This is a genomic window from Acinetobacter lwoffii (genome assembly GCF_019343495.1).
GTDB lineage: Bacteria > Pseudomonadota > Gammaproteobacteria > Pseudomonadales > Moraxellaceae > Acinetobacter > Acinetobacter lwoffii_P.
This window is the reverse complement of the sequence record NZ_CP072549.1, coordinates 1,505,003-1,523,356: the sequence shown is the minus strand read 5'-3', so window position 1 is coordinate 1,523,356 and position 18,354 is coordinate 1,505,003. Positions and strand designations below refer to the sequence as shown.

General features: G+C 44.5%; 16 protein-coding genes. 11 read left to right on the top strand and 5 right to left on the bottom strand.

Annotated features, from left to right (window positions below; translation table 11 throughout):
• Nucleotides 1–159: 159 nt before the first annotated feature.
• The 9 genes from J7649_RS07155 to J7649_RS07115 all read left to right on the top strand — a co-directional run bounded on the left by J7649_RS07155 (nt 160) and on the right by J7649_RS07115 (nt 9,477).
• On the top strand, nt 160–813 hold the full coding sequence (locus J7649_RS07155; protein ID WP_004646124.1) for a YiaD family glycine zipper/OmpA-like lipoprotein: 654 nt from the start codon (nt 160–162) through the stop codon (nt 811–813).
• A 137-nt stretch (nt 814–950) separates the two neighbouring features.
• A complete protein-coding gene (locus tag J7649_RS07150; protein ID WP_005104798.1) occupies nt 951–2,990 on the top strand; it encodes a UvrD-helicase domain-containing protein in 2,040 nt (679 codons plus the stop codon).
• A gap of 47 nt (nt 2,991–3,037) precedes the next feature.
• On the top strand, nt 3,038–3,490 hold the full coding sequence (dut, locus tag J7649_RS07145) for a dUTP diphosphatase (protein ID WP_005247107.1): 453 nt from the start codon (nt 3,038–3,040) through the stop codon (nt 3,488–3,490).
• A gap of 385 nt (nt 3,491–3,875) precedes the next feature.
• Nucleotides 3,876–5,294 carry a phosphomannomutase/phosphoglucomutase gene (locus J7649_RS07140; protein WP_219310024.1) on the top strand — a complete coding sequence of 473 codons (1,419 nt, stop codon included), beginning with the start codon at nt 3,876–3,878 and terminating at the stop codon, nt 5,292–5,294.
• 10 nt (nt 5,295–5,304) lie between these two features.
• Entirely contained in the window at nt 5,305–6,213 is a 909-nt protein-coding gene (gene argB, locus J7649_RS07135; protein ID WP_219310021.1) for an acetylglutamate kinase, read from the top strand.
• Between the two features lie 132 nt (nt 6,214–6,345).
• A complete protein-coding gene (locus tag J7649_RS07130) occupies nt 6,346–7,194 on the top strand; it encodes a class II glutamine amidotransferase (RefSeq protein ID WP_064095789.1) in 849 nt (282 codons plus the stop codon).
• 272 nt (nt 7,195–7,466) lie between these two features.
• Nucleotides 7,467–7,922 carry a bacteriohemerythrin gene (locus J7649_RS07125; protein WP_219310019.1) on the top strand — a complete coding sequence of 152 codons (456 nt, stop codon included), beginning with the start codon at nt 7,467–7,469 and terminating at the stop codon, nt 7,920–7,922.
• Between the two features lie 143 nt (nt 7,923–8,065).
• Nucleotides 8,066–9,145: a hypothetical protein gene (locus J7649_RS07120; protein WP_219310018.1), complete on the top strand. Its 1,080-nt coding sequence runs from the start codon at nt 8,066–8,068 to the stop codon at nt 9,143–9,145.
• Complete coding sequence (locus tag J7649_RS07115; protein ID WP_219310017.1) at nt 9,145–9,477, top strand: RnfH family protein; 333 nt, start codon at nt 9,145–9,147, stop codon at nt 9,475–9,477. The genes J7649_RS07120 and J7649_RS07115 overlap by 1 nt, the downstream gene beginning before the upstream one ends.
• Nucleotides 9,478–9,577: 100 nt before the next feature.
• Here J7649_RS07115 and J7649_RS07110 read toward each other — a convergent pair whose 3' ends face one another.
• A complete protein-coding gene (locus tag J7649_RS07110; RefSeq protein ID WP_004279275.1) occupies nt 9,578–9,976 on the bottom strand; it encodes an outer membrane protein assembly factor BamE in 399 nt (132 codons plus the stop codon).
• Between the two features lie 112 nt (nt 9,977–10,088).
• Here J7649_RS07110 and fur point away from each other — a divergent pair, with 112 nt between their 5' ends.
• The gene (gene fur, locus J7649_RS07105) at nt 10,089–10,526 is read left to right on the top strand and encodes a ferric iron uptake transcriptional regulator (protein WP_004646136.1); all 438 of its coding nucleotides are present in this window, start codon (nt 10,089–10,091) and stop codon (nt 10,524–10,526) included.
• Nucleotides 10,527–10,595: 69 nt separating this feature from the next.
• On the opposite strand, the gene J7649_RS07100 is transcribed toward fur, so the two are convergent.
• Both J7649_RS07100 and J7649_RS07095 read right to left on the bottom strand, forming a co-directional pair.
• Entirely contained in the window at nt 10,596–11,717 is a 1,122-nt protein-coding gene (locus tag J7649_RS07100) for a PilT/PilU family type 4a pilus ATPase (RefSeq protein ID WP_004279277.1), read from the bottom strand.
• A 30-nt stretch (nt 11,718–11,747) separates the two neighbouring features.
• Nucleotides 11,748–12,785: a type IV pilus twitching motility protein PilT gene (locus tag J7649_RS07095; protein ID WP_004279279.1), complete on the bottom strand. Its 1,038-nt coding sequence runs from the start codon at nt 12,783–12,785 to the stop codon at nt 11,748–11,750.
• Nucleotides 12,786–12,908: 123 nt separating this feature from the next.
• On the opposite strand from J7649_RS07095, the gene J7649_RS07090 reads away from it, so the two are divergent.
• On the top strand, nt 12,909–13,598 hold the full coding sequence (locus tag J7649_RS07090; protein ID WP_219310069.1) for a YggS family pyridoxal phosphate-dependent enzyme: 690 nt from the start codon (nt 12,909–12,911) through the stop codon (nt 13,596–13,598).
• Nucleotides 13,599–13,629: 31 nt separating this feature from the next.
• Here the strand turns inward: J7649_RS07090 and J7649_RS07085 are convergent, their stop codons facing one another.
• Together J7649_RS07085 and J7649_RS07080 are read right to left on the bottom strand one after the other, a co-directional pair.
• Nucleotides 13,630–14,739, bottom strand: coding sequence for an acyltransferase family protein (locus J7649_RS07085; RefSeq protein WP_219310016.1), 1,110 nt, complete (start codon nt 14,737–14,739; stop codon nt 13,630–13,632).
• 2 nt (nt 14,740–14,741) lie between these two features.
• Nucleotides 14,742–18,347 carry an AAA family ATPase gene (locus J7649_RS07080; protein ID WP_219310015.1) on the bottom strand — a complete coding sequence of 1,202 codons (3,606 nt, stop codon included), beginning with the start codon at nt 18,345–18,347 and terminating at the stop codon, nt 14,742–14,744.
• Between the last annotated feature and the right edge of the window lie 7 nt (nt 18,348–18,354).

Sequence of the window (18,354 nt, the reverse complement as noted above, 5' to 3'; positions counted from 1 at the left end):
ACTATGAAGATATTGTGACGAACTACTTGGTTTTAGTTACATATAAACATTACAAAATATTACTAAACGATTTATTATTAACAAAAATTCAATGGTTAGCCCATTCAATTTAAATCATTATCTCGCTTAACAACAAAGCATACAACAAGGAGTCATGCGATGCGTGCACTAGTCATTTCAGCAGCTGTAGCAGGGGCCGTAGCACTTACAGGTTGTCAATCAACTGGTAATAACATCGGTGGTGTGGAATATGATAAAGCTGCTCTAGGTACTTTAATTGGTGCTGCAGCAGGTTACGGTGTTTCTAAAGGCAATGCGAATACCAGCCGTCAAAATAACCGTGCAGCAGCGATTGGTGCTGTTGTTGGTGGTGCAGCGGGTGTGTATCTTGATAACAAAGAGAAAAAATTACGTCAAGCAACAGCGGGTACGGGCGTAGACGTTAACCGTAATGCAGATGGTTCGATTAACCTTGTGATGCCAGGCAGCATTACATTTGATACCAACAAATCAAATATCAAACCAAACTTCTATGGCACTTTAAACAAAGTGGCGCAAGTATTAACTGAAGATAACAAGAGCGGTATCCTTGTAACTGGTTATACAGACAGCACGGGTAATGACTCAATTAACTTGCCATTGTCTCAAGCACGCGCAAACTCTGTAGCGACTTACTTGGCAGGCCAAGGTGTTTCACGTACACGTATTAATGCTCAAGGTTTAGGTTCAGCGAACCCAATTGCAGACAATACAACTGCCGCAGGTAAAGAGCAAAACCGTCGTGTAGAAATCGCGGTATATGCAGTTCAATAATTCTTGAACGCTTAAGAAAAAACCACCTTCGGGTGGTTTTTTTATATCTGAATATTGATCTGATTAATCGTATTTTAAATTAGGCAACTGACGCAGAGATGACTATAATCGGAGCCGAATCTAGAAGAGGAAGCCATATGTCACTCGCCAGTCAGTTAAATGACAAGCAACTTGAAGCCATGAAATACACTCAAGGACCCTTGTTAGTACTTGCAGGAGCGGGTTCAGGCAAGACTTCAGTGATCACGCGAAAAATCGCGTATTTAGTCAAGCATTGCGGGATTCCCGCACATCGTATTACTGCGATGACTTTTACCAACAAGGCAGCACGTGAGATGAAAGAGCGTGTCAGCAAATTGTTGACGCGTGAAGAAAGTAAAGGCGTTTCAGTTTCGACCTTCCATACTTTTGGCCTGAATATGCTGCGCCTGGAGTTGAAACATACCCCACTGAAAAATAATTTCTCGATTCTGGATGCTGACGACTGTAAACGCATTCTGATGGATCTGATGCAGCGTGACAATTTATCCGGTGCAGAAAGCAAAGAACTGATTGCCAAAGCCATGAAAATGATCTCGGACTGGAAAAATGATCTGATTCCACCCGAGCAGGCACATACTACCTGTGAAACTGCCGAAGATGTGCAGTTTGCGCATTTATATCAATTATATGAACGTAATTTACGCGCTTATAACGCCGTGGATTTTGATGACCTGATTGTGATGCCGACGCGCTTGTTGCAGGAAAATGCCGAAGTCCGTGACAAATGGCAAAACCGGGTACGTTATTTGCTGGTGGATGAATATCAGGATACCAACACAGCACAGTATATTCTGGTGAAATTACTGGTTGGTGTGATGGGACAGTTCACCGCCGTAGGCGATGATGATCAGTCGATTTATGCCTGGCGTGGGGCTAAACCGGAAAATATGGCTTTGTTGCAGCAGGATTTTCCTAATCTGAAAGTGATCAAACTGGAACAGAATTATCGTTCGACCAGTCGTATTCTTAAAGCAGCCAACACCGTGATTGGTAATAATCCGCATATTTTTGATAAAAAACTCTGGTCGGACAAAGGCCATGGTGAAGTGATCCGTGTGATTACCTGCCGCAATGATGATGACGAAGCAGAACGCGTGGTCAAAGACCTGATCACGCATAAATTGATGAACGGTAAAAGCTGGAAAGATTATGCGGTGTTGTACCGCGGCAATTTCCAGGCGCGTATCTTAGAAACCCATCTACGTCAGATGCAGATTCCGTATAAATTATCTGGCGGACAGTCCTTCTTCGCACGTGCCGAAATCAAGGACATGATGAGCTATTTACGCTTGATCATTAACCCTGAAGATGACAGTGCATTTTTACGAATTATCAATACGCCAAAAAGGGCAATTGGTCCGGTAACGCTGGAAAAGCTCGGTCTATTTGCTCAGGAAAATAATCTGTCGCTTCTGGCTGCGGCTGCGGATCAGCGTCTGACCATGGCGATTCCGAAAAAGGCCACGACTCAATTGGCTGAGTTTGCCGATTTTATTGAGGGTTTTACCCGCAATTTACTGGATGATGATGAACCAGTGCCAATTATCCGCCAGATGATGATTGAAGCCGGTTATATCGATTACATCAAGGAAACTGCAGCCACACCAGCGCAGGAAAAGACCAAGCTCGACAATATCGAAGTGCTCTATAGCAGCATTCAAAGCCTGATTAACCGCGCTGAAGATGTTGATGAAAAAAATATTGAAAGTGTGATTCGTAAAATGGTGCTGCTGGACATGCTCGAGCAGCAGCAGGAAGAAGAGGACACCGATAAAGTCAATTTATTGACTTTGCATGCGTCTAAAGGTCTGGAATTTCCTTATGTCTATCTGATCGGGCTGGAAGAAGAAATTCTGCCACATAAAAACTCGATCGCTGCAGAAACGGTCGAAGAGGAACGCCGTCTGATGTATGTGGGTATTACCCGTGCACGTCAGGGCTTGACCATTACTTTGGCAGAACAGCGCAAGGCGGGCGGGCAGATGAAGCAAATGACCCCAAGCCGTTTCCTGGATGAATTACCAGAAGATGAGCTGGAATGGTTAGGTCGTAAGAAAAAGCTGGCAAGCAACATCGATCCGAAATTACAAGCCCAACATTATCTTGATAATTTGCGTAACCTCATCAAACGATAAGGCGCAAGGCTTGCTCTTATTTTAAATGAAACAACAGGAATGAATACATGAAAGTTCAGGTGAAAGTCCTTGACTCGCGTCTTGGTCAGGAATGGCCATTACCGACTTATGCTACGACAGGTTCAGCGGGGCTGGATTTGCGTGCGTGTGTTACAGAAACTACGATCATTGAACCAGGCCAGACTGTTTTGGTAAAAACTGGTTTAGCAATCTATATTGAAGATCCTGCATTTGCTGGTCTGATTTTGCCACGTTCGGGTTTGGGGCATAAACACGGGATCGTGTTGGGTAACCTGGTCGGTTTAATCGATTCTGATTATCAGGGTGAATTGATGGTATCCGTTTGGAACCGTAGTCAGACTGCATTCAGTTTAGAGCCAGGTGAACGTTTGGCACAGTATGTGTTGGTTCCTGTGGTGCAGGCTGAATTCGATCTAGTGAATGAATTTGAAGCGACTGAACGCGGTGCTGGCGGTTTTGGTCATACGGGTAAAAACTAAGTTTTAATCATGGTTTACATTCATTAACTGGATGTAAGCCATTTTTTTTAGTTAAGTGATTCAGATATTAAAAATGAGCTGATTGAAATATATTTAAAAATAAAACCCTATTTTCTAGTTCAGTAGAGCCATTTAAATCTAAAATTTATGTAATGATCAAATATCTAATCAGATGAAACTCAAAATAAATATAATTAAATAATCATTGTTTAATTACAAGAACCCTATAATTCTAAAGTTGTAGATTATATTTTTATAATTGATTGTTACATTGAAATCGTTTAAAAATAGCGAGTCTTAAAACAAAAACAAATGTTTAAAGTCATTATGATGAAATCATCATTTTAAATCTCCTTATTTTAACGAATAGTGAAAAGACAGTTTTATGGGATCTATGAATCATCCATTCCCCATGCATATCTTTCGTGCCTATGACATACGCGGTAAAGTCAGTCTATTAGGTGCCGGGATCATTGATGCAATTGCCCACGGTTTAGCCCAGCAGTATCAGGCTGCGGGACAGACACGTGTCGCCATTGGTTATGATGCACGCATCAGTAGTCCGGCTTTTGCCGACATCATTGCCCGTATTTTTAAAGACTATTCGCTGGAAGCCACTATTATAGGCTGTTGTTCCAGCCCGATGCTGTATTTCACCGCACGCCAGTTTGATGGCAATGGCATTATGGTCACCGCCAGTCATAATCCTAAAGAAGATAATGGGATTAAATGGATTATTGATGGTGAACCACCTTGTCCTGAGATGATTCAACAGGTGGCCCAACTGGCAAAGTCGCATTGCGATAGCCAGCTACTTGGTTTAGCCGAACTGCCGCATCAGATTATTCCAGAGTTTTGCCTGCAGTATCAGCAGGGAATATTAGAAGATATTCAATTAAAGCGCTCATTTAAAGTGATTCTGGATGGTCTGCATGGCTCAGCCGGACGTTGTGCTGACTTGGTACTCAGAAAAATGGGCTGTGAAGTGATTGCTTTACGTTGTGAGGCGAATGGACATTTTCCGGATCATGCGCCGGATCCTTCGCAGGACAAACATCTTGAGACTTTACGCCAAACTGTCATGCAACAGCAGGCTGATCTCGGTATTGCCCTGGACGGTGATGGCGATCGCCTGGTTCTGGTTGATGAACAGGGTCAGATTATCACAGCCGATCAGTTATTATGTCTGTTTGCCGAAATTTGCCTAAGCGATTCAGCACCACGCCAATTTGTTTATGATGTGAAATGTTCAACTCTGGTTCGCGATACAGTGCAACGTCTGGGCGGGGAACCGGTGATGATTCGTACCGGCAGTTCATTTCTCAGAACTTATCTGAACCACTCTCAGCATCAGGCGATTTTTGGTGGGGAATATGCCGGACATTATGTCTTTAATGATGGTCGCGGCTGGGGCTATGATGATGGCCTCTATGCAGCGCTCAGAGTCATGGAATATCTCGACCAAACGGGGCAAACTCTCGCGCAGGCCTTGGCGGCTTATCCAAAACGACATGGTACTGAAGATCTTTATATTTCAACGCGTCAAGTACGTCCTGTTGAGCTTTTAAACTTCGTTGAACAACAATCCGCAAGAATTAATGCGCAAATCAGTAAAATTGATGGGATACGTCTTGATTTTGAGGATGGTTTTGGCATCATTCGAGCATCCAATACAGGTGAGTATTTCACAGTGCGCTTTGATGCCAATAATGCCCAAGGTCTAAATGAAATTCGTCATCTGTTTGTAGCCATGTTGCGTGACCGTTATCCAGAGATCGCTCAAGACATTTTAGATGCTCAATAAGGAGAGGCGAATGCCAAATCAACAAACAGGCATCGACAAAGCACAGATTTTGACAGAAGCTTTGCCGTATATTCAACGCTTTGCGGGTAAAACCCTGGTGGTAAAATACGGCGGTAACGCGATGACCGATCCTGAGCTGGAAAGTTCATTTGCACGTGATATCGTATTATTAAAAACAGTCGGTATTAATCCGATCGTGGTACATGGTGGTGGCCCGCAAGTCGATTCCATGCTGAAACAGCTGGGCCGCGAATCAGACCGTATTGACGGCATGCGCGTGACTGATCCTGCGACCATGGAAGTAGTCGAGATGGTACTTGGCGGTAGCGTTAACAAATCTATCGTGAACCTGATTAACCAGCATGGTGGTCGTGCGATTGGTCTTACCGGTAAAGACGGCAACCTGATTCGTGCGCAAAAGCTGCTGATGGAAAAAGTGGCTGAAGATGGTTCAGTTGAGCAAATTGATCTGGGTCTGGTCGGTGAAGTCGTGGGCGTGAAAACCGATGTTCTGGAAATGTTTACCAATAGTGACTTTATTCCAGTCATTGCCCCGCTAGGTGTCGATGAAGAAGGCAATACCTATAATATCAATGCTGATTTGGTCGCTGGTAAAGTCGCTGAAGCCCTAGGTGCAGAAAAACTGATTCTACTCACCAATATCACCGGTGTCTTGGATGAAAATAAAAACCTGTTGACTGGTTTGACCACTCAAGAAGTCGATCGTCTGATCGAAACCGGCGTGATTTATGGCGGCATGATTCCGAAAGTGGGTTGTGCCCTAGATGCCGTAAAAGGCGGCGTCGTAAGTGCACATATCGTCGATGGCCGTGTACCGCATGCAAGTTTGCTGGAAATTTTCACTGATCATGGTGTTGGTACCCTTATTACCAACCGTGTAAATCCGCATCGTTCATAATCGATTTTTTGTGAAAAAGAGTCTCTATGCAGGCTCTTTTTTATTTGGATTTCTTATAGCCAGCTATTTGAAATGGCAGGGACAGTCATGCACAATAAGCTTCTAAGTGAAATAAAGAGCTGAAATCAGACCATGTGCCAACTGCTCGGAATGAATTGTGCTACGCCAACAGATATTACTTTTTCTTTTCGCGGGTTTTCCCAGCGGGCAGGCATTACCTCTGATCATGCCGATGGTTTCGGGATAGCTTTCTTTGAAGATAAAGCCTGCCGTCTGTTTGTTGATAACCAGTCGGCGGTTGAATCTCCGATTGCTGAACTGGTACGTAATTATCCGATTAAATCCCGCAATGTGATTGCGCATATCCGCAAAGCCACGCAAGGTAAAATCAATCTGGAAAATTCCCATCCTTTTAGCCGCGAACTCTGGGGCCGGCAATGGATTTTTGCTCATAATGGTGATTTGCATGATTATTTCCCCGCACTAAGTGGACGTTTCACTCCAGTAGGGAATACGGATAGCGAGCGGGCTTTTTGCTATCTGCTGGACCAGTTAGTGAAACGTTTTGGCTATCATGAACCAAAACTGGATCAGGTTTTTGATCTGCTGGCCGAAATTTCACCTGGAATCGCGGAACATGGTACCTTTAATTTCTGCCTGTCGAATGGTCAGGCGCTATTTAGCTATGCGATTACCAAACTCCACTGGCTGGTACGTGAATACCCGTTTAGACCGGCGCAGCTCATCGATATTGATGTCGAAGTAGACTTTAGTCAGGTCACCACACGTGAAGACCGTGTGGCAGTCATTACTACTGAACCTTTGACCCAGAATGAAGAATGGACAGCCTTTCAGCCCGGTGAAATGATCCTGTTTCAACATGGGGCGAAAGTGCGTTCTCAAGTGACGCATGTCGAACGTTTGGAACGTGAACGGCTGGATCCTTCCCTAAAACGCATCACGCGCGCTGACCAATATTAAAAATTGCATCAAGACGGAGTTTAAACTCCGTTTTTATATTAAAAAATAGAGAAAAATTTAAGAATAAATAATGGTTTAACACTCATTTTTGGTTAATTAATATCTTAGCTTTTTACTCAAGATAAATTATTTTTAACTATATATAACAGAAACTTAAAATGAAAATACCGGCTTTGGGCTGAAAGCCGACTAATTTGCTTCATTTTTATTTGAATCAATAAGCTATATGCTCATTTTCACGTTATAAGTCCTTAATATTTCTAGGTGGTCGTATGAAAATGAAATGGGTCCCAGATTATAATACTGGTATCGATGTGATTGACGATCAGCACAAACGAATTCTCGATTATATCAACGAAATTGATGGAATCGATGCAAATACCGAACGTGCCCGTATTAAACAGATTCTTGACAATATTATTGATTATACCCACTCACATTTTACCTTTGAAGAATCTCTTCAGGAAGAAGCCGGGTATAAATACCGGGTGCCGCATAAACGTGTGCATGATCTGTTTATTAAGAAAATTGAATCTTATCGTGACCGTTTTGAACTAGGGCAGTCAATTGAAAATGAACTGCATGAAGTATTATCGAAATGGCTCATTAACCATATTCAGCATGATGATGCCGATTATGTGGGTGCAGTCAAAGAAAATATGATGGGTATCATTAAAGAAAAAGAACAGAAAAAAGGTAAAAACTGGTTCGCCCGGTTTTTCTCATAATAAAAAATTTCAGCAAATAAAAAGAATTAAAATTTAATTATAAATTTGGCGTGGCAAATCATCCTCATGATGGTTTGCTTTTTGTTTTTGATTTTCACTGCTTCACAAGGCAAAATAGCGCTAGATTTTTATAGGAATGCATCATGCAGGACAATGCTATGTCAAAATGGTTATCGCCGCTGATGGCTTTCTGTCTATCGTTTATTATCATCGCGACACTCGCACCGATAACCGGTATACAGATTGAACGTCAGCTGGATTTCTGGATGCTCTGGTTAGCCACCATGCTGATTCTGGCGCTTCCAGTCTGCTACTTGGAAATTGCTTTGGCCAAACGCTCCAAAACGACGCCATTACAGGCGCTGTCGTCGCTGACCCGTGAAGCTGATGCGTCACAGAAATGGCGTATTGTCGGCTGGTTAAGTGTGATTTTTATTCCGTTTTTGGCAGGTGCAATGCTGAACAATGCCAGTAATGTTCTGGCAGTGGCTGCCCTTGATCTTGCACCAAATCTTTTGTTAAGTGGATTGGCAATCGTGTCGCTAGCCCTGTCACTGCTACCGCGTCAAATTCTGTTAGTAATCACCACGATTGGAGTGCTGGCATCTTTGATCTTGGCAAATGTAATGGGAACTGCGCTACCTGCATGGCAAGTTACGCCAGTTGAGTTTTCTGAATGGGGAAATGCGACGGTATTGGCACTGGTTGCAAGTGGTCTGGGCATGGGCTTGTACTGGCAGTCTAGCCTGAACACTGTGCGACAACAGGATGTCGCCAGCAAGACGGTATTGCCGATCTGGATTGCGCAGCTAGTTGCTGTCATTGCATTTGCTTTCTTTGCTGTGCAAGCACAAATCCCTGCATTCACCTTGGTCGCAGCGATGGTGGCAGCTGCCGCATTAATTTTGCAAATGGCACGTGAACAGTTACAGCAACGTCAGCTTCATCCTGCGATTCAATGGGCGATTGTGGCGGCGGTTACGCTGATCTGGGCTATTCCAAATCTAAGCCCAATTTTCAATGTGGTCTTGCTCGTCTGGGGCTTATTGATTTGTTTGATCTATGCATTATTTGCCGGCTGGATCATGAAGATCAGTCATTTGCGTAAATCAATGAATTTCAGCTCTGAAGCGTTTTATAATATTTGGCGTATTGCAGTACGTGTGGTGTTACCTGTCGGGATTATTCTGGCAATCATTGCTGTCTTAGGACAATTGGTCTGATGAGTGAGGCGATGATCTGGGTGGCGTATGCGACGCCAGAAAAACAATTTCATCTAGCCCTGCCATTTCAGCCCGGCATGACAGCATTGGATGCCATCCAGAAAAGTGGCATAGCAGAGCAGGTCGAATTGCCTGAACCGTTATCTCTGGGCATTTTTGGCGTGCGCTTGCAGGATCATCAGCAACCACTGGCAGCAGGGGACCGGGTGGAAATATATCGAGCACTGACCATCAATCCTAAAGATATCAGGCGTAAACGCGCCGAGAAAAATCCGGTGGGTCGTTATGCCAGAGGCAATCTTTTAAAAAAGCTGAAACCATCTTCCGAATAGAGAGCGGCTTGAATGAGCAGTAGTTTCAATGATCTGCTCAATCAATCAGCTTAATTAAAAAAGCCCCTGATGATTCAGGGGCTTTTTCATGAGAAACCGACTATAGTGGAGGAGCATTTAAAATCGCTTCTTTTGATCCTGGTAAGCCGGGTTGAGATTCTGGAATCGTCTCCAGACCTTCAACACGTTCCACGATACCAGACTGGTTAAAGTAGATTTTCAAATGCTGGCCTTGGGCTGCCGGGATCTTGGCTTTTTTAGCGTAGGTTCCTGGGGTATAGTTATAGATGTAGTCCCAACGTAAAGGATTCAGTGGATCGCTTACTGTTGGACTGCCCAGTAAGAAACGCACCTGTTGATGGCTCATTCCTACCTGAATTTTAGCGGCTTGTGCTTGGGTTAAAGGGGTTCCTTGTGGAATATCTACTTTATAAACACCTAATGTCGAACAGCCGACGAGCAATGAAGTGACGAATAACGTCAACATGATTTTTTGCATTTTGCTAAACTATCCCAAATTAATTATGATGCATTTGATCCAAGGATAGATCATACTGCATCTAAACTTTGTTGCATATTCCAACTTTGATTTTGTTGAGAGACCTTTTTACATGACTATTTCAAACCAAGATTTACGAAAAGCTGGGCTGAAAGTTACCCTTCCACGAATTAAAATATTAGAATTACTAGAAAATTCAAAACAACATCATTTAAGTGCGGAAGATATTTACAAGACTTTACTCGATCAGGGCGAAGATGTAGGTTTAGCAACTGTGTATCGTGTGTTAACGCAGTTTGAAGCAGCGGGCATCATCGAACGTCATAATTTTGAAAATAATCATTCAGTTTTTGAAATTATGCAGGAAGATCACCACGATCACCTAGTATGTTTAAATTGCAGCAAAGTTGTTGAATTTATTAATGACACGATTGAAAAAGAGCAGCATGACGTTGCTGAAAAATTTGGTTTTGAATTAACCGGTCACTCACTGAATCTGTATGGCTATTGTGATGCGACTGCATGTCAGGAAGTGTTCCGTAAAAAATAATTTGAGCTCTGGTTCAAACAAAAAAAACAGGCTTCATGGGAAGCCTGTTTTTTTATGCGCTCAATCTGATCAGGACTGACCGTCAAAGGTGATATTGGAATGTGCACGCAATAAATGGCTGCCACCTTCTTCTGACAGTTTGATTTGCAAACGCAGGTCGTTTGGTGAATCTGCATGTTTCAGTGCATCTTTATAGCTGATCTGTTTGGCTTTATACAGATCATACAGCGCCTGATCGAAGGTCTGCATGCCCAGTTCACGGGAACGCTTCATCAGATCCTTGATCTCATGCACATCACCTTTACGAATCAAGTCGGCAATCAGTGGTGAGTTAATCAGAATCTCAATCGCTGCACGGCGACCATTACCATCGATGGTTGGAATCAGTTGCTGTGCCACAATGGCTTTCATGTTCAGGGACAAGTCCATGAACAGCTGATTATGTCGGTCTGCTTCGAAGAAATGGATAATCCGGTCAATCGCTTGGTTGGCGTTGTTGGCGTGCAGGGTAGCAAAGACCAGATGACCGGTTTCGGCAAAGGCAATCGCATAATCCATGGTTTCACGTGAACGGATCTCACCGATCAGAATCACGTCTGGTGCCTGACGCAGGGTATTTTTCAGGGCAATTTCAAATGAATCCGTATCGATGCCGACTTCACGCTGGGTGATAATACAGCCCTTATGCTGGTGAATAAATTCGATCGGATCTTCAATGGTAATGATATGACCTTTGGAATTTTCATTACGATAACCGACCAAAGACGCCAGCGAGGTTGATTTACCGGTACCCGTTGCCCCGACAAAAATAATGATGCCACGTTTGGTCATCGCCAGTTCTTTTAGAATCGGCGGTAACTTGAGTTCATCCATCGTGGGAATAACAGTTTCAATCCGACGCAGCACCATCCCCGGTTGATCTCGTTGCTGAAAGGCACTGACACGGAAGCGGGCACTTTTATCCGGCGTGCTGATGGCAAAGTTACATTCACGACTGTCAGCAAATTCTTTACGCTGCTTTTCGGTCATGATGGAATGGAGCAGTTGTCCTACTGCCGCACCGGGTAATTTTACCGAACCAATCGGTAAAATCTGCCCATTAATCTTGATGGACGGTTCGACATCGGCAGTAATGAACAGATCCGATGCTTTTTTCTCCACCATATAATCGAGTAAGCCGTTAAAATCCATGTATATAAACCCCAATACAATTCAATTTTTTTATAAAAATGCTTCTGGCTGTTTGGCTGCAGTACGTGCAACTTGCGGGCTGATCAAACCTTTGGACACCAGTGTTTTCAGGGTCTGGTCCAGTGTGGTCATGCCATAGTTGGCGCCTGTCTGAATTGCTGAGTACATTTGTGCGACTTTGTTTTCACGGATCAGGTTACGGATCGCAGGAATACCGATCATGATTTCATGCGCCGCCACACGCCCACCGCCATTTTTCTTCAGTAGAGCCTGTGAAACTACGGCTTGTAGGGATTCAGACAACATGGCGCGTACCATGTCTTTTTCTTCAGCAGGGAATACGTCGATCACACGGTCAATGGTTTTGGCCGCTGAGGTGGTATGCAGGGTGCCGAAAACAAGGTGACCCGTTTCTGCCGCAGTTAAAGCCAGACGAATGGTTTCAAGGTCACGCATCTCACCGACCAGAATAATATCCGGATCTTCACGTAATGCAGAACGTAATGCTTCATTAAAGCCATGCGTATCACGATGCACTTCACGCTGGTTAATCAGACATTTCTTGGACTGATGCACAAATTCGATCGGATCTTCGACGGTCAGAATATGGTCATAGCGGTTGTCATTAATATAATCCAGCATCGCCGCCAAGGTAGTTGATTTACCCGAACCGGTTGGACCTGTGACCAGTACCAGACCACGTGGATATTCACAGATATCTTTAAAAATCTGTCCCATGCCCAGATCTTCAAGGGTCAGTACTTTAGAGGGAATGGTACGGAATACCGCACCGGCACCGCGGTTCTGGTTAAATGCGTTGACACGAAAACGCGCCACGCCAGGCACTTCAAAAGAAAAGTCAGTTTCCAGATTTTCTTCAAAATCACGGCGCTGTTTATCGTTCATGATGTCATAAACGAGTTTATGCACTTCTTTGTGTTCTAATGCTGGCAGGTTGATGCGACGAACTTCCCCATCGACACGAATCATTGGCGGTAAGCCCGCAGACAAGTGTAAATCCGACGCACCATTTTTAGCAGAAAATGCCAACAATTCTGTGATATCCATAAGGTCCCCGAGTTCATTAAAATGTTAATTATTTTGATAGAATAATAAGGCTTTCCCACAGCTTAACCAACACTTAGTTCATGGGCAAGGGAAAAAAAGATGAATGAAATGAGAACCCCATCAATGAATATGTTGCAACAGTCACGAAATCAGGTCTTAGTGCAAATTGAAACTGCCTGTATTCAGGCGGGCCGCGAAGCAGATGCGGTGCAACTGCTTGCCGTTTCCAAGACCCAGCCAAGTAGCGTGCTGGCTGATATGTATCAGGCCGGGCAACATGCTTTTGGTGAAAACTATTTGCAGGAAGCGCTGGAAAAAATCACGGCCCTGAAAGAGCTGGACATTGAATGGCATTTTATTGGTCATGTGCAGCGTAACAAGACCAAGCATCTGGCAGAAAATTTTGCCTGGGTGCATGGGGTGGATCGTCTGATTATTGCCGAGCGCTTATCCAATCAGCGTGGAGATGATCAGCCTGCACTAAATATCTGTATTCAGGTGAATATTGATGGTCAGGATACCAAAGATGGTTGCCAGCCGGCAGAAGTTGCAGATTTAGTGGCACAGATCAGCCAACTACCGAATGTGCGTTTACGTGGCCTGATGGTGATTCCAGCACCGAATAATCCTCAAGCCTTTGCTGATGCCAAAGTTTTATTTGATGCAGTCAAAGTTCAGCATGCACATCCTGAAGATTGGGATACTTTAAGTATGGGCATGTCTGCGGATATGACCGAAGCGATTGCTGCGGGTTCTACCATGGTTCGTGTTGGCACAGCCCTATTTGGTGCACGGCCTAAAAAAGATGTATAAACTACTAATGTCAGTTTTTTGCAGCAAAACGTTATCGCAGGGTATTGGATAACGCTTTTTTTCTGGCTGGTTCGAGCCATTTAGCCATCAGCCAGGCAAAGACTATTATGCCGAACATGCTCGTAAGCAAGGCTAAAACTGCTCCACCCAGACCATAGCCTAAAGTTGCCGGAATACAGCCCAAAATAAATAAAAGTAAGGGGAAATGGGTGACATACAAGGTATAGGAAAAGTCTGCGGATTGAACCCAGACCGGATGGTAGTGACTACGTTGATGCTGGAGCTGTACCAGCCAGCAGCTAAAGGCCAAACCCACACAGAAATTAAAAGGGGCAAAATTCGCAGCACGGTATTGCTGGGCCTCATCAATCACTTGAAACTGGTAAGCATCAAAGCAGGCGATTAAAAATGCCAAGCCGAATAGGGCTAATTTGACCGATTGTAAGCGGTTTAAAAAACGTAGCTGGATATATCGAAATGAACAGGCAAAGGCACTAAGCCAGACCAAAAAATAAATAAAAAACTGGATATTCAGGACTGACAGTACAGCCAAAATGATAAAAAAGCCGATTTTAGCCATTTCTGAATCTTTCAAAAAAGGCAGAATGCCGGCCAGCACATAAAACCAGACTTCAAAGCTGAGACTCCAGAGCGGGGCATTGGCTGAAACCGTTGGCGTGACGAAGCCATTCAAAAACAGCAGAGAGCCAATAAACTCCATCATGTCTACACTATAGTCAGTCCGGATCATCATGCCAAAACTGTGTTGAAAAGCATGAGTATGACTGGCAAATAATAGTGGAGCAAGCAGATATAAAAGCAGCGTCAACCCCATGGCAAACAGAAAGGGTGGTAAAATTCTGCTGCAACGCTGTCGGGCATAACGGTGCAGATTGAACTGACCATGCTGATGAATGTTGTGCTGAATCGAATAGCCGATCAGATAGCCACTTAAGGCAAAGAAAATCATGACTGCAGCCTGCCCAAGCAGGCGTATCCATGAATAAATGCTGGTATCGAAAGGCGCAATAAATGCCTGAAAGCAATGACTGAACAACACTACAATGGCACTGATACCCCGTAGGCTCTCAAGCTGTAGGCTGAAATAGGGCGAGAGCGTGTTCGGGGCAGGGTGACTCATCGTTAGCCTATAATCTGAATGGTACTCGCACCTGCACCAACTGGTTTGACCTGAATCTGGACCGGAATGCGCTCATGCATTTCCTGTACATGCGAGATCAAGACGACTTTACGGCCCTGACTTTGCAAATGATCCAGTGCATTCATGACCATATGTAAGGATGCCGGATCGAGCGTCCCGAAACCTTCATCAATAAACAGTGATTCCAGTTTCATGGAGCCGGAGGCCATATTGGCAATTGCTAAAGCCAAAGCCAATGAAACCAGGAAGGTTTCACCCCCCGATAGCGACAGTACAGGGCGGACTTCACTGTTCATGTCCAGATCAATAATCGCCAGACTCAGACTGTCCGGAATACGATGCAACTGATAACGCGGTGCCAATGGCTGCAACTGCTGATTCGCATATTCCACCAGGATATCCAGATGATGTTCCTGTGCAATTTTCTGGAACTTGGTGCCTTCCTTATGTCCGATCAGGTCGTAAATACGACCCCAGCGATATTCTTCGGCTTTGATCTGCTCGATTTGCTGCTGATATTTGGCATAGGTGTTTTGATTATTGGCATTCATACGCAGTTTGGCATTAGTCTCATTGAGTGCTTCTTGCTGCGTTATTTTTTCCTGATGCAGCATGCCAAGCTTTTGTTCAATGTCCTCAAATTCATGTTCTGGTTGCAGCTTTAAATGAGCCTGATATTGTTCTTCCAGTAATTGCCAGGCTGTTCTGGCATTTTCGAGTGCCTGTTTCTGGTTAGCCAAATTCTGACGGATACGTTGATGGTTACTCAGGTCAATACTGAGCCACTGTTCAATTTGAGCTGCCGTCACTTGCGGATGTGCTGCTTGCCATGCTTGAATATCTTGTTGATATTGGGTCAATTGCCGATCGATCTGCTGAAGTTGGCTGATAAATTCTTGCAGTTTTAAGTGGGTTTGATGCCACTGTTTTTCAGCCTGTGCCGTGTGCTGACGTTGCTGTTCTAAAGCGTCTGTTAAGGTCCTGGCTTGCTGATCCAATGCATCGCGCCACTCTGCAGCGACACGGTAGACTTGTCCTGCATGTTGTTCGGTCAGTTCAGCCAATTGTTGACGCAGGTCTTTGCCTTGCTGAATCAACTGTTCTAAAGCCTGGCTCAATTGAGCAAAATTTTGCTGTTCTAGTTGCAGCAGATACTGGTTCTTTTCCAATATCTGCTGCTGTTGATGAAGATCGGATTCCAGCTGCTTTTGTACTGCTAACTGCTGCATACGTTGTTGCAATTGTTGCTGTAGCTCAGATAACCAAGCCATAGGCGGCTGCGACTGGTACTGCTCGGGCAGTACACTTAAAACAGGTTGTATCAGTTGGTTCAGTTGTTGACGTTGCTGTAGAAGCAGTTGTAACTGGTGCAATTGCTGTTGTTGCTGACGCCATTGCCGTAATTGTTGTTGGAGCTGATGTTCTTGCTGTTGCGATAATTCTAATTGCTGGGCGAGACGCTGGGTATGATTTTCCAGTAACGCGGTGAATGCAGCAAGATCGTGGTGCTGCTCGGTAATCACTTCCAGTTTAAGTAGTTGAAATTTACAGTCAGCAGAGGATTGTTGAATCTGGTTGTGCAGGAGCTGGCAACGCTGTTGCTGTTGCTCAATTACTGTTTGTGCTTTAGACATTTCAATGCGTTGCTGCTGCTGAGATTGCAGTTGCTGATCGAGCTGCTGTTTTGCCTGCCGTAACTGTTGCTCCTGTAGCTGGTTCAGGCTCTGTTCCAGATGTTCATGGACGGCATCGACAAAAGGATGGGCTGGGCTTCCACAGACCATGCATGGCTCATCCGGTTTTAACTGGCCACGAAGATCCTGCACACTTTGCGCATGCAATAAACGTTGCTGGGCAAGTATTTGTTCCAGGTGTTCATAGGCCTGTTGTTCAGCCTGAATCTGCTGATGTAGTGCCTGTTCGGCCTCTTGCTGCATTTTTAGTTGCTGCTGTTGGCTATTTACAGCAGATTGCAGTTGTTCAAATTCTTGTGATTGTTGAACGATTTGTTGTACCTGCTGTTGCAGCAGGTCGAGCTGACGCTGTTCCGCTTGGCGTTGCTGACGCATTTCCTGAATGGTTTTGAGATGCTCTTCTAGCTGTTCCAGACTATGATGCTGTTGTATCCACTGGTTCAGATTTCCTGAAAGTACTGTAACGGTTTTTTCCAGTTCAGGTAAAGGCTGCTTCAGGCTGTCCGGATTCTGTTGCTGCAGTTGCTGATACTGACGCATAAAGTCTTGTATGCGTTGCAAGGTACTTTGCGGCTCCAGATCGAACACATTTAAAAAGCCAGATTCAGCCAATTGTTGTGCAACCTTTTCTTGCCGAGCTTGTAGCTGATTCAAAGTCTGTTGTTGCTGTCGCAGTTGTTCTTCTAAAGGCTGTAGACGAAGGGTTTGAAACTGGCTTTGCTCTGCATGCAGTTTTTTGTACCGCTCTGATACCGTATCAATTGCATGATCCAGCCTTAAACCTGCCTCCAGATGCGGTTTCAGGTCTGCCAAGTGTTGCTGAAACTGGTGCTGCTGTTGTTGTAAGGCTGTAAGTTTGGCTTCTTCTGCTACAAAGCTCTGTTTGAGCGTTTCAAATTCCAGCGTAAATTGGGTGTGCTGGTGCTGAATCTGCTCTTTTTGAGGGGCTAGACGGGTACGACTCACAAACTGATCCCGAATCGACTGGAATTCATCCAGCTGCTCCAGTAGCTGTTGCTGTCCTGCAGATTTATTTACTGCATCTTGCTGTACTTCGTAGACTTCTTTTTTGGCATGGACTTCTGCATAGAGTTTATGTCGGTCCAGATGCCATTGTTTCTCATTTTCTAGCAGTTTTTCTGATTGCTGCAAATTCTGAAGTTGCAAAGACAAAGAGTTCTGCTGCTGTTGTAAAGCGCTGATGTCTTCTTCAGACAGAATTTCAATATGCCCGATCAGCTTTTCCAGATCGTTGCGCTTGTTTTTGACTTCGCTGAATTTCTCTGCGGCTTTCTGACTAACTAGACTGAAAATCTGCGAATTGGTCAGATATTCCAGCAAGTCTGCACGTTCATGATCTTTGGCTTTTAAAAATGCGCCAACTTCCGACTGCGCCAGCAGTACCGCGCGGGTAAACTGTTCAAAGCTCAGGCCCAGCAGTTTTTCAATTAAGGGGGTAACTTCAGATATTTTTTGCGTTAGCGTCGTATCATCATCGATGCACTTGATAAAACGATCTACTTTTAGATTGCCATCGACTTTCTGACGTGCCCGGCGAATCTCCCAGCGTGCTGTATAGCGTTTGCTATCCAGGGCAATAAACTCCAGCTCGGCAAAACCATGCACGCAGCCACGGCGTAGAATATTCTTGGAGTCTTTAATCGAAACATCCTGACCACCGGCATCTTTCAGGCTGCCGGTCGCACCTTTTAGACGTGGAATTTCGTTATAGAGCGCCAGACACATGGCATCGAGCAGGGTCGATTTACCGGCTCCGGTTTTTCCAGTGATTGCAATCAGGCCGGCATGTGTTAAAGGGCTGGATTCAAAATCAATATGATGGGTGCCAGTGAGGGAGGCCAGGTTGTTGAGACTCAAACGTAAAATTTTCATGGCCGAT

What these genes read in the sequence shown, in the direction of transcription:
- J7649_RS07125 (WP_219310019.1), top strand. Translation starts at nt 7,467, where the DNA reads ATGAAAATGAAATGGGTCCCAGATTATAATACTGGTATCGATGTGATT.
- J7649_RS07080 (WP_219310015.1), bottom strand. Translation starts at nt 18,347, where the DNA reads ATGAAAATTTTACGTTTGAGTCTCAACAACCTGGCCTCCCTCACTGGC.
- J7649_RS07150 (WP_005104798.1), top strand. Translation starts at nt 951, where the DNA reads ATGTCACTCGCCAGTCAGTTAAATGACAAGCAACTTGAAGCCATGAAA.
- J7649_RS07155 (WP_004646124.1), top strand. Translation starts at nt 160, where the DNA reads ATGCGTGCACTAGTCATTTCAGCAGCTGTAGCAGGGGCCGTAGCACTT.
- fur (WP_004646136.1), top strand. Translation starts at nt 10,089, where the DNA reads ATGACTATTTCAAACCAAGATTTACGAAAAGCTGGGCTGAAAGTTACC.
- J7649_RS07120 (WP_219310018.1), top strand. Translation starts at nt 8,066, where the DNA reads ATGCAGGACAATGCTATGTCAAAATGGTTATCGCCGCTGATGGCTTTC.
- argB (WP_219310021.1), top strand. Translation starts at nt 5,305, where the DNA reads ATGCCAAATCAACAAACAGGCATCGACAAAGCACAGATTTTGACAGAA.
- J7649_RS07130 (WP_064095789.1), top strand. Translation starts at nt 6,346, where the DNA reads ATGTGCCAACTGCTCGGAATGAATTGTGCTACGCCAACAGATATTACT.
- J7649_RS07140 (WP_219310024.1), top strand. Translation starts at nt 3,876, where the DNA reads ATGGGATCTATGAATCATCCATTCCCCATGCATATCTTTCGTGCCTAT.
- J7649_RS07110 (WP_004279275.1), bottom strand. Translation starts at nt 9,976, where the DNA reads ATGCAAAAAATCATGTTGACGTTATTCGTCACTTCATTGCTCGTCGGC.
- J7649_RS07115 (WP_219310017.1), top strand. Translation starts at nt 9,145, where the DNA reads ATGAGTGAGGCGATGATCTGGGTGGCGTATGCGACGCCAGAAAAACAA.
- J7649_RS07085 (WP_219310016.1), bottom strand. Translation starts at nt 14,739, where the DNA reads ATGAGTCACCCTGCCCCGAACACGCTCTCGCCCTATTTCAGCCTACAG.
- dut (WP_005247107.1), top strand. Translation starts at nt 3,038, where the DNA reads ATGAAAGTTCAGGTGAAAGTCCTTGACTCGCGTCTTGGTCAGGAATGG.
- J7649_RS07090 (WP_219310069.1), top strand. Translation starts at nt 12,909, where the DNA reads ATGAATATGTTGCAACAGTCACGAAATCAGGTCTTAGTGCAAATTGAA.
- J7649_RS07095 (WP_004279279.1), bottom strand. Translation starts at nt 12,785, where the DNA reads ATGGATATCACAGAATTGTTGGCATTTTCTGCTAAAAATGGTGCGTCG.
- J7649_RS07100 (WP_004279277.1), bottom strand. Translation starts at nt 11,717, where the DNA reads ATGGATTTTAACGGCTTACTCGATTATATGGTGGAGAAAAAAGCATCG.